This window comes from Sporosarcina sp. Y1004 (genome assembly GCF_057669665.1).
This window is the reverse complement of the sequence record NZ_JBYHFQ010000034.1, coordinates 25,221-39,755: the sequence shown is the minus strand read 5'-3', so window position 1 is coordinate 39,755 and position 14,535 is coordinate 25,221. Positions and strand designations below refer to the sequence as shown.

The window sequence follows — 14,535 nt, the reverse complement described above, 5'->3', positions numbered from 1 at the left end:
AAGCGTCCGCTCGGAACGGAAATCAACGGGATTGAAGGAAGTCGGGCTTTTTCAGTGCCCTCGCTTATCGCGGGAGGCATCCACAAAGCGCAGAAGCGGTATTAGCTGGATTTCTGTTTCATTCCATTTATTGATACTGTTGTTAAATGCATTCACTCGATTTATCGCACTATAGATTGCAAATCTCATCCCCGATAACAAAATGCTCTTTCCTTATATATAGACCATATAGCGAAGGCGCGACTTCGTGGTAGCTGAAGCGGTATTAGCAGAATTTCTAATTCATTCTCACTTGCATCAAATGCGCACCCCTTACTCACAACAAAAAAGACAGCACCAAGCGTCCCCTTTTCAGGTCGCTTGGTGCTGTCTTTTTAGATATTATTTAACTGAAGCAACTGAATTCACGCCATTGATACGTTTTGCACCAACATAGCGTTTTCCCCAGTAATGAGGATCGTTCAACTTATCAACACGTACCCCTTTTGAACTGGAAGCATGTGAAAATTTACCATTACCTATGTATATACCTACATGTGAAACCCCTTTACCTGACGTATTAAAAAACACTAGGTCTCCAGCAGCTAAATTTGTTTTTTTAACAGTAGTTCCTGATGCGTGCATGCTAGCCGCAGTACGCGAAAGTTTAATATTGTTTTTCTTAAAAACGTACGAAACGTAGCCCGAGCAGTCAAACCCTCTTGTTGTTGTACCGCCGTAGCTGTACTTAACTCCTAAAAGACTTGTAGCCGTTTTTGAAATTGCAGCTGGTTTAGATGAAGCTTCAGCTTGTCCAGCGAAAGGTGCGACGAGTAACAGTAATGACATTGCAATGATTGAAAATGTCTTTTTCATAGTAACTATAAGATTCATATGTTCCCCCAATGAATTAATTTATCTGAAAATACTCTCTAGAACAAGATTACCACGCTTTAAACACTGCTTACATTACAGTTGTGTGACAACAATATTACATAAATCGCAATATAGGACAATATTGAAACATAATAACCTATTATTAGTGTTTATAGGTTTATAAAGAGGGAATTTAGATTAGTAACACTATTCATTAGGAGGCGAGCGCTATGAAACATGAAGATGACTTATCGGATAATCTTAAACACCCCTCACATGAAAATGGAAACGGTTGGTTGGATAATGATCATATTGAAAAGAAAAACTCCGGCAGAAGCTTTATACGCGATCCCTATTTAGACCAAGCAGCTGGAGATTACGAACCTCTTCAAGATGATAGTCGTTACCGTCACACCGATAATGTAGAACAAATACCCAAAGAGCGAATAAAGTTTTCCTCTTTACAGCCACACGATAGCCAGATGGAAGAAGACGAACGTTTGCTATCTGAACAAGATAACCGTACAGAGATAATTGAAGAGATTAGGGCTTCATTCGGCGCATTGGATCATGATCGTCCTTAACATCTTTTCACAATAAAAAAACAAAAAGGTGAGTCCCTACTATCTGTAGGGACTCACCTTTTAATTTTCCTCTTATATGTCAAGATCAGTTATAACAATTACATCATCATGACTCAAAAGTTCCGTTATCGGCCACTCAGATGTTCTATTACCTTCAAGCAACTTGCCAATTGCAGCACGTTTCTTTTCGCCGAAAGCGAGCAAAATCAATTTTTTCGCATTTGTAATTGATTTGATACCCATCGTCAATGCTGTTTCAGGAATTTTTTCATCATTTTCAAAGTACTGGCTGTTCACGCCTAATGTCGATTCAGTTAAATGTGCTACATGTGTGACTGAATCAGATGAAGTTCCGGGTTCATTGAATGCAATATGGCCATTCTCCCCTACGCCAAGCAATTGAATATCAAGCGGATACTTTGTAAATAGAGCTTCGTAGTCTGCGGATTCTTTATCCAAGTCCTCCGCCATTCCATTCGGTATATTTATTTCTTTAAATTTCTTTTTACTAAAGAGATGTTCATTCATAAAATAAGCATAGCTATTAGGGCTAGATGCTGGGATACCAATATACTCATCCAAATTAAAAGAAACCACCTCTGTAAAATCAAGGTCTGATTCTGTCCATTTATCATACACAGGAACCATTGTGCTTCCTGTTGCAAGACCGAGTACAGCTAACCGTCCACTGTCAAGTTCCTCTTTAATAATCTTGAAGACATGCTCCGCACCCTGTCCCGGACTATCAACTTTTATGAGTTTTAAATTTTCCATATAGATCATCCAACTTTCGTTATGATTTAGTCCACGCTTAATTGTAATTTCCTTACACATTTAGGTCAACTTTTATGACATGAATAATTCATGAAGTCGACTGCTTTCTATACCCTCACACATTAGCTAGTAAACCATTTATCTAGCCATTACCGCTTATGAATTCATATGAGAATTACGACACATTTATGAATGAAATGTGAAGACTTTGTGAAATGGCAGCTATATCGATAGTCATAGGGTTTTCCCTAATTCCGCTATTAGTAGATTTGACTATGATAAAGGTAAGACGAATTCACTTCGCCGAAAAAGGAGGTGTCACCATTGGGGAAAAGAAATTCAACTCACCAATCCACTACTAGTTTAAAAGGTACATTCATTGCAGTCATGTTGCTGGGTATCTTCATTTTGGTAGCCTGGTTCGGGTTTTATGCACTATTTATGTCTAGATAATTACTTAATTTGGGAGGGTTACATATGCATTTGCATAAATATGAAAAGATTTGGCTCATTTTTGGAATGGCTTCACTTGTTTTATTCTTACTTATTATCGGCTTTGCTGCATTCTGGAAAGGAACGCACCCGCAAAGTCATATCGAAACCATTGATCCACAAAATGTTGAAGCACACGAAGCATTCAAACCTGAAAATCTTGGTATTCGCGAAGTTGCTGATGGAAAATATATCGTTAATATTGTTGCGTCTGCATTCAACTACGATGTTGGCAAAGACAAAGACGGTAACGCTATTAAAACGATTCGCGTACCAAAAGGTTCCACGGTCCTTTATCAAGTTACCACGAAAGACGTTGTCCATGGCTTCCAAGTAGCCGGAACGAATGTCAATATGATGGTTGAACCTGGCCATATAAGCCGGTATGAAACGATTATGAAAAATACAGGCGAATTCACGGTTGTCTGTAACGAATACTGCGGCATCGGTCACCACCAGATGTTCGGAACTGTGGAGGTGTATGAATAATGGCTAACAACCAATTACTACTTTCTAAAAAAGACTCTCGATTATACATGGCATTCATGTACGTGACGTATATTTCCCTTTTTGTCGGCGGTTTAATGGGATTGCTACAAACACTCGCCCGATCAGGTAAATATAAATTACCTTTCAATATCGATTATTATACAATCCTTACCGTCCATGGCGTCATTCTTGGCCTCGTCCTCACTACATTTTTCATCATCGGATTCCAATTCTCACTAATGGGAAAAACGGTCGGACTTTCGGAAAAGCAGAGGAAATTTGCATGGCTCTCTTTCTGGGTAATGCTAATCGGGACTGTTGTGACAGCAATTACGATTCTAGTTGGTGAAGCATCTGTATTGTATACGTTCTATGCACCACTCAGAGCCCATCCAGCCTTCTATTTCGGTCTTGCATTCGTCATTATCGGCAGCTGGATTGCAGCATTCGTCAACTTCCGTCAATTGTATGTCTGGAAAAAAGCGCATAAAGGCAAGAAATCACCATTGCTTGCATTCATGGTTACCATCAACATGCTTATGTGGTTCATCGCTACAATCGGGGTGGCAACATCTGTTATCATCCAGTTCATACCTTGGTCACTCGGTTACGCTGAAACCATCAACGTATTGCTCAGCCGTACTTTGTTCTGGTATTTCGGTCATCCGCTCGTTTATTTCTGGTTGCTTCCTGCTTACATGGCATGGTATGTCATCATTCCCAAAATTATCGGCGGAAAACTATTCAGTGATTCCCTTGCACGACTTGCTTTCATCTTATTACTCATGTTTTCAATTCCAGTAGGCTTCCATCACCAGCTGACAGAGCCAGGTATTGACCCTACATGGAAATTCATTCAAGTTGTACTTACATTCATGGTAGTTATCCCATCACTGATGACAGCTTTCTCGATATTCGCTACATTTGAAATTACAGGTAGGAAGAAAGGCCATAAGAGCCTATTCGGCTGGTTCAAAAAGTTACCTTGGAAAGATGTCCGTTTCCTAGCGCCATTCATTGGGATGGCCGCCTTCATACCAGGAGGAGCCGGCGGTATCGTTAACGCTTCTCACCAAATGAATGCACTCGTCCATAATACGATTTGGATTACAGGTCACTTCCATTTAACTGCTGCGACAACAGTCATCCTAACGTTTTTCGGAATTACGTATTGGCTTGTCCCTCATTTAACGGGTAGAAGACTTACACCTAGATTGAACAAACTTGGGATTATCCAAACATTCATCTGGACAATTGGTATGACAATCATGTCAGGTGCTATGCATATTCAAGGATTACTTGGCGGACCTCGTCGTTCAAACTTCTCGGAATATGCAGGTGGCGAACAAGTCGCAACTTGGATTAATTACCAAATTGCGCAGGCAGTCGGCGGAACGATTCTTTTCATCGGTATCCTCTTGATGGTCTACATTTTCATCCAGCTAACTTTCTTTGCACCGCGCGGCGTAGAAGAATTCCCGATTGCGGTAGAAGAAGATAATGCGGAGCCTACACCAAAAATTCTTGAAAACTGGTATTTATGGATTGCGATTACAATCGCCCTAATCCTTTTCGCTTATACGATTCCAGTCATCGATATTCTAAAACATTCACCACCAGGATCACCGCCATTCGATTGGCCAATCGGCAGAGGCTAATATAAAAACAGCTTTGATATCTGGTTATGTCCAGATCATCAAGGCTGTTTTTTAACATGTATCATGACAAATTACGGGATCCATTCTAGAAGTATAGTTATTCTCTCGTTTTCAAATATAGCGATAGCTTACTTTAGTGTAATGTTCTATTTAATAGACGATTGTCCGATTTCTCAGCTATAATGTTAGACGGTCAGCTATGTACATAATTTCATCAAGGAGTTGCAAATTACTTGTCTCTACAAAAGAATTTCGTAATCGGCCTGATGCTTTTTGCATTGTTTTTGGGCGCCGGTAATATAATCTTCCCCCCACTTCTTGGACAAATGGCGGGCGATGAACTTTTCATTGCAATGATTGGTTTCCTAATTACAGGAGTCGGATTGCCACTCATCGCAATTCTTGCAATCGCCAATGCTGGAGGCGGCTTAGAAATCATTGCAAGCCGGGTACATCCATACTTTGGAATCACTTTCACAATGATTGTTTATATGGCGATTGGTCCATTTTTCGGTATTCCTAGAACTGCAACTGTGTCCTATGAAATCGGGATTGTTCCATTTTTGCCCGATAGCATTTCAAATGCACAGTGGCCACTCGCTTTGTTTACAATTGTATTCTTTGCCATCACTGTGTCGCTTGCATTGAATCCTGCAAAACTTGTCGATCGTATCGGAAAAGTGCTAACGCCTATCCTCTTCTTAGTCATTGGTGCGCTTGCCGTGAAAAGTATTGTTTCCCCTATGGGTGAAATTAAGCAGCCGCAAGGCGATTACGCATCGCATCCATTTTTCCGCAGCTTTGTTGAAGGGTATTTGACGATGGATGTCATCGCGGCTCTCGTATTTGGTATCGTTGTGATAAATGCACTTAAAGCTGAAGGGGTAACATCAAGACCGGCCGTTATGAAAGCGATGGTTTTCGCAGGACTTGTTGCAGCAATCGGACTTGCCGTCGTCTACATTTCACTAGGGTTTATCGGTGCAACTAGCGTTAGTGTTGTTGGGATACAGGAAAATGGAGGCACAGTTCTTGCTCTCGCATCGACTGTTTTGTACGGATCCTTCGGAACAACTGTCCTCGCATTGACAATCATTTTTGCCTGTTTAACGACATCAATTGGCCTCGTTTCAGCATGTGCCCAGTATTTTGAACAGGCATTTCCGCGTAATTCTTACAAAACTTATGTTTTCATTTTCGCGGGATTCAGTACGATTATCTCAAACTTCGGCTTGACACAGCTGATTTCAATTTCAATTCCAGTCTTGCTAATGATTTACCCGTTAGCTATTGTTCTTATGCTCATGTCATTCATCGACAAATCATTTGGTAGAAAGCCAATTGTTTATATTTTAGCGTTAATCGCAACTGCTGGTGTTAGCATCTTCGATGGATTGAAAGGTGCTGGGATAGATATTAAACCAGTCAATGAAATTCTTGCCTATCTCCCGCTTTATGAACAGCAGATTGGTTGGCTTGTACCCGCGATTGTCGGAGCACTAATTGGAGTCGTATTCAGTTCATTGTTTAAAAAACGCATTTAGTTGTCAGAAATTTCAACGTTCCTTTTCAAGTTTTAATACAATCAATGGATATTCAGTAACACTGAATTCTGATGAGATGCCGATGGTGGCTATTTGGCAAAAGTCGGCGAGCGATTAAATGATGAACCAGGCCCTATTGATGACTTGAATAACACTTATTCATTTACTCTTTCGGGTGATGATGGCGGACTATTCGGTTGGAAGTCCCTAGCAACTTTTATCTTCGTAGGGAATGCGGATGTAGCTACCAAATCATACACAGTCAAACCCGGCGATACGACTCGACACAATCGGCATGCATACCAATTCATTTAATGTGGACAAACCCGTACCAAGAGATATAGTATTTTTCGGGAGCGGTATCTCACATGCGGGGATTTATTTGGGCGATGGGAACTTTATCCACGCTGCTTCGCAATAGGTTGAGATTTCTTCAATTGATTCGGGCTACTGGAAAGCTAAATTCACTGGTTTCAAACGTTTTAATCAGCTTAATTAACACATACAGCCATCCCTACTTCGGGCTGGCCAATTCTGAAATAGCATTCATAGACAGATGGGATGTGTCGTCAACTAATGACGACGCATCCCATTTTTTCTATTTTATTGTTTATCCCTGCTCCTATTCTTCATCAAGACTGAGTGGGAATGAAGCTACATATGCGCCTATCCAGCGATGGGGTGACCATAATTGATAGAGTTGTAATTCAGTGTGTACATTATAGACCGCTTGGCGCTTTGGGGATGCCTTTCGCCATGAGCCTAGATTAACGCTTCGCATCCAATCTCATAGCTTCAGCTACCCCTTTGCCGCGCCTGCGCTGGAGTGTTCCATTATTGAAAGTTTTTTTGAGATGTATGCACTGAGATTATAATGTGATTACTATTTGATACTAATTTCATTGAAGAAGGGCACACTATAGGATGCAGGGCTAATCCACAATAATGAAGTGAGCTTTCTTAAATAGACCATCCAGCGAAAGCGCGACTTCGTGATAGCCGGGGCGATAAGACGGAAAGTGGTCTTCTTTCTGGCTTATCGCGGGAGGCATCCACAAAGCGCTGAAGCGGTATTAGCACAACCTCTGATTTATTCTATATATTGATAGTTTTGTTAAAAACATTCTCTCGATTTATCACACTATAGGTTAATCTCATACCCGAATAACGAAATGTGCTTTCTAAAATAGACCATCCAGCGAAAGCACGTCTTCGTGGTAGCCAAAGCGGACCAGCACGATCTCTAATTCATCCTTCCCTCCTTATTAAAACACACCAACATCCGGGACACCCCCTTGTAACTGCACGATTTGTAATATATAGTTAAATAGGAAGCTATTCTACTAAGTCACTGAAAGAAGTGAATCGAATGTTTAAAGACAACCGATATCTAGATTACAACGGAGCTGGGTTCCGCAAAGACTTAATTGCAGGTATCACTGTTGGTATTGTAGCCATTCCGCTCGGGATGGCTTTTGCAATTGCATCAGGTGTCAAACCGGAATACGGATTATATACAACCATTATTGCGGGTCTCCTCGTCGCATTATTAGGAGGATCACGTTTCCAAATTGCTGGACCTACAGGAGCTTTCATCCCGATACTGCTTGCAATTGTTCTCCAATATGGTTATGAGGATTTGCTAATCGCAGGATTTCTAGCAGGTATATTCCTCGTCATTATGAGTTTCATTGGAATCAGTAATCTCATCCACTTCGTCCCGCGGTCTGTCACAATCGGCTTCACCGCGGGAATCGCCGTTATCATCTTTACCGGTCAATTAGGTAATTTTTTCGGAATCACCGGATTGGAAAAAAGAGAGTTTTTCCATGAAAACATGATTGACCTCTTCAATCAGTTTCACACGGTTAACATTTTCAGTATAGGTACAGCCATAATTGGGCTTATCATAATCTTCATCTTGCCAAAAGTAGCCCCTCGTGTTCCGTTACTGCTTATTGCATTACTAATTCCGACCCTCATTTCTATCTTCTTGTTCCCTGGTAAAGTTGAAACCATCGGGACTGCATTTGGCGGTATTTCTCGTGCGCTACCTAGCTTCAATTTTCCACAAATCACACTAACAAAATTAGTAAACCTGTGGCAGCCTGCCCTCATTATTGCGGCACTCGGTGCAATTGAGTCATTATTGTCCGCTGTCGTTGCGGATGGAATGAAGCCAGGAGTAAAACATGATTCGAAACGCGAGTTATTCGGACAGGGAATCGCCAACATCATTACACCCTTGTTCGGAGGTATCCCGGCAACAGGAGCCATTGCCCGCACAGCCACGAACATCCGATCAGGAGCAGTCAGTCCAATATCAGGTGTCGTACAAAGTGTTTTCGTCCTAGTATTCTTACTCCTCCTTGCGCCGTATGCATCCTACATTCCGCTAGCGGCAATGGCACCGATTCTTATGTATGTCGCTTGGAATATGAGCGCACGCAAATCATTCGTCCATATTTTGTCTATACGTACAGGAGATTCAATCGTTTTACTAACAACGTTTCTTCTGACGATTTTCATCGACTTGACAGTTGCAGTTCAGGTTGGTATTTTGCTTGCTGCTCTTTCATTCTTACGTAAAATGAGTGGTAAACTCGACATGAAGGAAGCGAAACCATCTGAAGTAGAAATGATTAAGTTTGGCGAAGAGGATACTGTTTCATTAGCAAAATATATTGTGGATGGCCCTATTTTCTTCGGTACCGCAAAAGTATTTGAAGACAAATACCCCGCTATCTTGCTAACGGGTGCTAAGAAAATCATTCTCGATGTGGAACACCTCTCTGTCATTGACGCGACGGGAGAAGCAGCCCTCTTTGCACTGCTGGATCATGCAGAAAAAGCGGGTATCCAAATAATTATCAAACGGTTGCCTAAAGAGAAATTATCTCTTTTCAAAAAGAGCGGACTGTATGAGAAGATTGGCGAAGATAATTTTTTCATGTAGAATAATCAACCTGTAAAATGCAAATTTTTAAATTCTGTTCATCTACCTACATTAAAAAGACGACATTTCAAACTGAAATGTCGTCTTTTATCCTTATTCTATCCAATTATAATTCCATTTCACCCCTGCATACACAGCAAGCAATACGAATCAATCATCAGAGAGATAATGCCAAGATTGCTAACAAAGACACCTCGGCTTTTATATCTGTCTATCATTCGACAATTTCGGATAAAGCCCTATGTGTCCGTATTTTTTTTACAAGTCAAAGCCCCTCCAAAAACAAGGTATATGAAATTCTGTATCGTATAGGCTGTAATAATCGCATCAGCAGGCTTCGAAGTACCGTATTGATTGCCAATCGCTACTTCCCGAAGAAAGCCAAACAATCTATCGAAGATGTTAATGATTGCGACAGCGCCGATAATTTTCTTTAATTTACTCATTGAACTTTTCTAGTTACTTCCCAGACGTTCGGTAAATCGACAGTAATTGCTCTACAATCGTTTCAAAGGAGTGTGCTGAAATTCTTGACCGCACGACCGCTTCATTAATCACATCCGAATCACCATCCAGTGCTTTCCACAGACCTTCTGCTAGGGATGCAGGATTTTTTGGCTCTACTAAAATTCCAGCTTGATCTGACAAGAGAGATGTAAGTCCACCGACATTTGTTCCGACCACTTTTGTTCCTGCAGACATCGCTTCCAGTGCAACCAAGCCAAAGCCTTCATGATACGAAGGCAGTACCAGCGCGTCTGAAGCCGACATCCAGATTGCTAAATCCGCTTGACTTAGCGGTTCTTTAAAGTGGATATCTTCAACGTCTTTTTCACGGATGAATGAACGTAACTCTTCAAAAAAACGAGCATCTTTCTGCGACCCTATTATATATAATTTACTATTGGAAAATGACATTTTTAGTGAATCGAATGCCTCGACGATCTCTAGAAGCCCTTTTTCTCGAATCACATTTCCGACGAATAACAGTACTTTCTCTTCTATAGGAAGAGATAGCTTTTCTCGCGCCTCATCTTTCGACATATAACTAAAAACGGATGTGTCAATCCCCATACTCATGACATGTACATTTCCCTCTGGAACCTCGAAGCGATTTGTCACATCCTCACGAAGTTTGTCTCCTACAACGATGACCGCTTCTGCTTGCTGCAAGATATTTTTTGTCATGTCAGCAATACGCTGACTTTTTGCAGCCATCTTGTCAATATCCCCACCGTGAACAGTCACTACGTAAGGAATACCAAACAACTTTTTCCCCATCAATGAAAGGAGTCCAGTTGGAAAAGCATAATGCGCATGTGTTAACGCCAAAGACTTGCGATTTTTTGTCAAATACAAAAATGAACGAGAAAACCATAAGGTATATTTTTTCAATGCATTTACTTTCCCACGACCAGGATTCTGATTTACGACCACATCGACATCAAGACCGGTTGACTGAAGAAGCCTAACCTGATTTTTCACGAACAAACCAAATGTCGGATGTTGCAGCGACGGGTACATATTGCTGAATACCACAATTTTTTTCGATTTATTTTTCATTTAAAATCTCATCCCATCTTTCAATAACCATACAAGCTGAGTCATTATTTTTCATTCAATGATTATACCATATCAGCCGACTTTCGACCTCCCAGCAGTAAATATAACAAAAAACATGATTACTTTACGAAAAAAAGCCAACTGATTGGTTTGAAACCCGTTTAGATGGCGTTTTTCATAGGTTTATAAGTTAATAGAGCGCTATTGGGTTACGAAGCTATGACAATCGGCAACCATGAATTCGACCTCGATGGATCCGCTGATGGACACAAAGCATTAGCGGATTTCATTATAGGTGTAGAATTCCCGTTCATTAGCGCAAACACTAATTTCTCGTCAGATTCACTTTTCGAAGGATTATAATCCAAAACAGCTGAAACGAATGCTGAAAACGGTAAAAATCTACAATGACATCATCAGAGAAGTGAATGCTGAAAAAGAATGTACCAGGCATCGATGTAATTGTAGGCGACCATACGCACGTTTAACTGTACGAGCCTTTTGTTGTGAATAAAGACATTGAACCTGTCCTAATCGTTCAGGCCAATGAGTACAACAAATTCTTAGCCCAACTTGACATTACATTCGATGAAAAAGGTGTTATTAAAGACTACAACGGTGTACTCCATGCTGTCGGTGGTGAAAATACCGCCATAGATGAAGGCGCAGCGACCATCCGTAAGCAATTCGCTGACAAAGTCAGAAGACGATGAAAAAACCGACTGGCGCGTCTGCAGGCGTATTCCTAAGAGGTCTGCCTGATCTCGGCGGTGTACGTGCGGGAGAAACGAACCTTGGCAATCTCATTACTGACGGGATGCTGGCAAAAGCAAAAGAAATTGATCCATCGACCGTTATCGCATTCCAAAACGGTGGTGTTTGATAAGTCCATTTTCGTAAGCCGCTGAAATTTCTGTTATTGTATCTGCAGCATAGTTATTAATATCACTGAACGGTACAGTACCAGTCGTTTTCAAATCGAGCGCGCGAACAATCCATGAAGCGGCTTGAGCACGTGTCATTATTTTTTCAGAACCGTACGTTGTGTTAGTGCCTTTTTAGATTCCTCGTTAATATAGATCAGATACGTACGGATATGCCCAGCTATCATAAGCAACATCGCTGTAAGGTACTTTAGTTAGAATACGTCCTTCAATTGTGGAATCGATTGTCCAAACAGACTTCATATGATCTGCGAACGTTTCAGCTTTTCCATCGAAAACAAGCTTCATGCCTGCTATATGTAGGAAACCGCCTGATTCTTTCGACTCGGGATTGTTAAAGGCACGGACGGCAAATTTATGGCTGGTCAGTCAACTACACGCGAACACGTTGCTAAAATCGTTTCGAACTTTATTAATAATAGTAAACAAGTGTAGAAAGAATAATAGCTATAAAAACACAATGCAATAAAAAGCGGTCTCTCTCCCCTTTCCTGTTGAGTGAGACCGCTTTTTTCATTTTTGAAAACCAAGAGACTCCGTAAATTCATTATTTTTCTGAGGAATCTGTTCGACCATTTTCGGAGGTTTCTTCAAATTGTTCAACGTGTTTTTCTTCGCTCATTTTTGGTTCGAAGTCCGGAAATGGCTTTTCACTTGGCATTCCTGTAAATCCATTGCTCGCATTTTGATCCTCTTCTTTTTTCGGATCTCGCTGATTTTTCTCCGTCAATGCATTCAGCTCCTTACTATTTATATACTATAGACATACCCCTAATCCCTGTTCTTCACTCTTTTCATTTAAAACGATTATTCTAATGAAGAATGCAAACAACAAAAAACTGCACTCTAATTGTTGGACATATCCAACAATTAGAGTGCATGTTCATTTATTATTCGCTTTAAAGATTGCTAATTACACACTAAAATGCTTCATTTCCGTTTTCAGGTCTTCAGCCAGTTGTGCGAGTGCTTGAGCGCTTGCGGCGATTTCTTGATTGACTGCTAACTGTTCTTCTGTAGCCGCGCTTGTATCACCTGCAGACGAAGCTGCTGTGCTGCTTAACTGTTCTATTTCATACGATCCACGGCTCACTTCTTCAGCCATCGCTTGAATTTCCTCGATTGCAGCTGAAACCGTTTCGACTTTAGTCGCAACGTCGCCGACTGCATCCTGAATCTCCCCAAAGACAAGACGTGATTGTTCAGTTGCAGCAATACCAACATCGACACGCTCACTACCTGAAGTAATGGAAGTCACAGCACGTTTTGAAGCATCTTGAATCATCGTTACCATCGATCCAATTTCCGAAGCGGACGTCTTTGACTGCTCCGCCAGTTTCCGAACTTCCTCCGCCACAACCGCAAAGCCTTTTCCATATTCCCCTGCACGCGCCGCTTCAATTGCAGCATTTAATGCAAGCAAGTTTGTTTGCTCCGCAATTGTGGTAATGAGTGTCGTTATCTTCTGTATTTCATTTGAATGCTGTGCCATTTCCACCATAATCTTAGTTGACTCTTGAATTGTCGAATGGATTGTCGACATTTGAAGCGAAACTTCCGCAGCCACCCCAGAACCGGTTATGACTAACTTTGATACAGATTCTGCAGCGTTTAACATTTCTTCGTTGTTGGTTGCAATCTCCGCAACGCCTAACGAAAGTTCTTCCATAGAAGTACTCGACTGCGAGATAATTCCTTGTTGTTGTCGACTGCCCATTAGCTGAATTTCAGCAGTTTTGGAAACCATTTCAGAGGTTGCTAGACTTTCTTCAGAGCTTGCCGACAATCCCTCTGATTGGAGCGCCAATTGTTCAGCGGAAACGTTAATTTTCCGCACCATATTCGCTATATCTGTCCCCATTTTATTGAAAGCAATTGCCATATCGCCAATTTCGTCCTTATTCTTAACTTTTAGCAGATCAATTGTTAGATTTCCTTTCGCAATCTCGTTCAATCCCTCTGTCACAACCCTGACAGGACGTGAGATATTCCGGCTAATTATTGTGGATATGACAATGCCTAGAATCATGGAAAACACAACCATACAGATGACAAACAATTTCAATCCCGCTACGAAGCTTTCCAGTTCAGAGCGGCTTTTTTCCAATGCTTTAAATTGTTCCCCTTTGATACTTTCAGCATTTTCCAATACAACAACACCCACATTTGTCGATGCCCTTCCTAGTTCAGTTGCTTTCCGGTCATTTCCGGCTTGAATACTTTCAACGATTGTATCTTGCAAGGTTAAAAACTTTGCGCGTGCCGCATTAAGTTCTTCCAATGACTGTCGATCTTTTTCTGAACGAAGCATGGTTGACAATTCATCGTATAATTCGTTATAACGGTTAATCTGTTCTTGACGCGCATCCAGATGCACATCGTCCTTGAACAACATGAAACCTCGTACTTCATCTTGAATCTCATTGTGCTTTAGGATGAATTCATCTACTAAATTCACTTTTTTTACACGGTCATCCAGTAAAAACTTGTAATCTGTATCAAGTCGTATGGAAGCCCATAAACTAACCCCACCCACAATGACGAGTAATGCCAAAATTGTTAAAAAACCAAACCATAGTTTTTTCGCTACTGTGAACTTCATTATTTCCCCTCACGATCTTTTATCCTATTTAAATTATATAACTATTGATGGATAAAAGCACCACTCATATGTAA

General features: G+C 41.0%; 19 protein-coding genes. 11 read left to right on the top strand and 8 right to left on the bottom strand.

The window, feature by feature from the left end; genetic code table 11:
• Positions 1–381: 381 nt before the first annotated feature.
• The gene (locus AC25Y6_RS17430) at positions 382–873 is read right to left on the bottom strand and encodes a C40 family peptidase (protein ID WP_482103680.1); all 492 of its coding nucleotides are present in this window, start codon (positions 871–873) and stop codon (positions 382–384) included.
• Positions 874–1,085: 212 nt separating this feature from the next.
• Here AC25Y6_RS17430 and AC25Y6_RS17425 point away from each other — a divergent pair, with 212 nt between their 5' ends.
• Complete coding sequence (locus AC25Y6_RS17425; protein ID WP_488143914.1) at positions 1,086–1,439, top strand: hypothetical protein; 354 nt, start codon at positions 1,086–1,088, stop codon at positions 1,437–1,439.
• A 72-nt stretch (positions 1,440–1,511) separates the two neighbouring features.
• Here the strand turns inward: AC25Y6_RS17425 and AC25Y6_RS17420 are convergent, their stop codons facing one another.
• A complete protein-coding gene (locus AC25Y6_RS17420; protein WP_488143913.1) occupies positions 1,512–2,213 on the bottom strand; it encodes a glucosamine-6-phosphate deaminase in 702 nt (233 codons plus the stop codon).
• Between the two features lie 324 nt (positions 2,214–2,537).
• Between AC25Y6_RS17420 and AC25Y6_RS17415 the strand changes: the two genes are divergently transcribed.
• From AC25Y6_RS17415 to AC25Y6_RS17385, 7 genes are all read left to right on the top strand, one after another.
• Positions 2,538–2,666 (top strand): cytochrome c oxidase subunit 2A, encoded by a 129-nt coding sequence (locus tag AC25Y6_RS17415; RefSeq protein WP_482102082.1) that lies wholly within the window; start codon positions 2,538–2,540, stop codon positions 2,664–2,666.
• Between the two features lie 24 nt (positions 2,667–2,690).
• The gene (locus AC25Y6_RS17410; RefSeq protein ID WP_488143912.1) at positions 2,691–3,194 is read left to right on the top strand and encodes a cupredoxin domain-containing protein; all 504 of its coding nucleotides are present in this window, start codon (positions 2,691–2,693) and stop codon (positions 3,192–3,194) included.
• A complete protein-coding gene (locus AC25Y6_RS17405) occupies positions 3,194–4,852 on the top strand; it encodes a b(o/a)3-type cytochrome-c oxidase subunit 1 (protein ID WP_488143911.1) in 1,659 nt (552 codons plus the stop codon). Before AC25Y6_RS17410 ends, AC25Y6_RS17405 begins: the two co-directional genes overlap by 1 nt.
• Positions 4,853–5,085: 233 nt before the next feature.
• A complete protein-coding gene (brnQ, locus tag AC25Y6_RS17400; protein ID WP_488143910.1) occupies positions 5,086–6,396 on the top strand; it encodes a branched-chain amino acid transport system II carrier protein in 1,311 nt (436 codons plus the stop codon).
• Between the two features lie 93 nt (positions 6,397–6,489).
• A complete protein-coding gene (locus AC25Y6_RS17395) occupies positions 6,490–6,711 on the top strand; it encodes a hypothetical protein (RefSeq protein ID WP_482103675.1) in 222 nt (73 codons plus the stop codon).
• Entirely contained in the window at positions 6,692–6,817 is a 126-nt protein-coding gene (locus AC25Y6_RS17390; RefSeq protein WP_482102192.1) for an NlpC/P60 family protein, read from the top strand. Before AC25Y6_RS17395 ends, AC25Y6_RS17390 begins: the two co-directional genes overlap by 20 nt.
• A gap of 948 nt (positions 6,818–7,765) precedes the next feature.
• Positions 7,766–9,352 carry a SulP family inorganic anion transporter gene (locus AC25Y6_RS17385; RefSeq protein WP_488143909.1) on the top strand — a complete coding sequence of 529 codons (1,587 nt, stop codon included), beginning with the start codon at positions 7,766–7,768 and terminating at the stop codon, positions 9,350–9,352.
• A gap of 239 nt (positions 9,353–9,591) precedes the next feature.
• On the opposite strand, the gene AC25Y6_RS17380 is transcribed toward AC25Y6_RS17385, so the two are convergent.
• Positions 9,592–9,798, bottom strand: coding sequence for a hypothetical protein (locus AC25Y6_RS17380; protein ID WP_488143908.1), 207 nt, complete (start codon positions 9,796–9,798; stop codon positions 9,592–9,594).
• A 13-nt stretch (positions 9,799–9,811) separates the two neighbouring features.
• Positions 9,812–10,915 carry a glycosyltransferase gene (locus AC25Y6_RS17375; RefSeq protein WP_488143907.1) on the bottom strand — a complete coding sequence of 368 codons (1,104 nt, stop codon included), beginning with the start codon at positions 10,913–10,915 and terminating at the stop codon, positions 9,812–9,814.
• 204 nt (positions 10,916–11,119) lie between these two features.
• Here AC25Y6_RS17375 and AC25Y6_RS17370 point away from each other — a divergent pair, with 204 nt between their 5' ends.
• The 3 genes from AC25Y6_RS17370 to AC25Y6_RS17360 all read left to right on the top strand — a co-directional run bounded on the left by AC25Y6_RS17370 (position 11,120) and on the right by AC25Y6_RS17360 (position 11,798).
• Positions 11,120–11,278: a hypothetical protein gene (locus AC25Y6_RS17370; RefSeq protein ID WP_488143906.1), complete on the top strand. Its 159-nt coding sequence runs from the start codon at positions 11,120–11,122 to the stop codon at positions 11,276–11,278.
• 143 nt (positions 11,279–11,421) lie between these two features.
• Complete coding sequence (locus AC25Y6_RS17365) at positions 11,422–11,628, top strand: hypothetical protein (protein WP_482103670.1); 207 nt, start codon at positions 11,422–11,424, stop codon at positions 11,626–11,628.
• The gene (locus AC25Y6_RS17360; protein WP_482103669.1) at positions 11,625–11,798 is read left to right on the top strand and encodes a hypothetical protein; all 174 of its coding nucleotides are present in this window, start codon (positions 11,625–11,627) and stop codon (positions 11,796–11,798) included. The genes AC25Y6_RS17365 and AC25Y6_RS17360 overlap by 4 nt, the downstream gene beginning before the upstream one ends.
• On the opposite strand, the gene AC25Y6_RS17355 is transcribed toward AC25Y6_RS17360, so the two are convergent.
• The 4 genes from AC25Y6_RS17355 to AC25Y6_RS17340 form a co-directional block, all read right to left on the bottom strand.
• Complete coding sequence (locus AC25Y6_RS17355) at positions 11,770–11,937, bottom strand: hypothetical protein (RefSeq protein ID WP_488143905.1); 168 nt, start codon at positions 11,935–11,937, stop codon at positions 11,770–11,772. The two genes, AC25Y6_RS17360 and AC25Y6_RS17355, sit on opposite strands and share 29 nt — an antisense overlap.
• A gap of 48 nt (positions 11,938–11,985) precedes the next feature.
• The gene (locus tag AC25Y6_RS17350; protein WP_482102090.1) at positions 11,986–12,147 is read right to left on the bottom strand and encodes a hypothetical protein; all 162 of its coding nucleotides are present in this window, start codon (positions 12,145–12,147) and stop codon (positions 11,986–11,988) included.
• Positions 12,148–12,406: 259 nt separating this feature from the next.
• On the bottom strand, positions 12,407–12,589 hold the full coding sequence (locus AC25Y6_RS17345; RefSeq protein WP_482102091.1) for a hypothetical protein: 183 nt from the start codon (positions 12,587–12,589) through the stop codon (positions 12,407–12,409).
• Positions 12,590–12,772: 183 nt separating this feature from the next.
• Complete coding sequence (locus tag AC25Y6_RS17340) at positions 12,773–14,461, bottom strand: methyl-accepting chemotaxis protein (protein WP_488143904.1); 1,689 nt, start codon at positions 14,459–14,461, stop codon at positions 12,773–12,775.
• Positions 14,462–14,535: the final 74 nt, after the last annotated feature.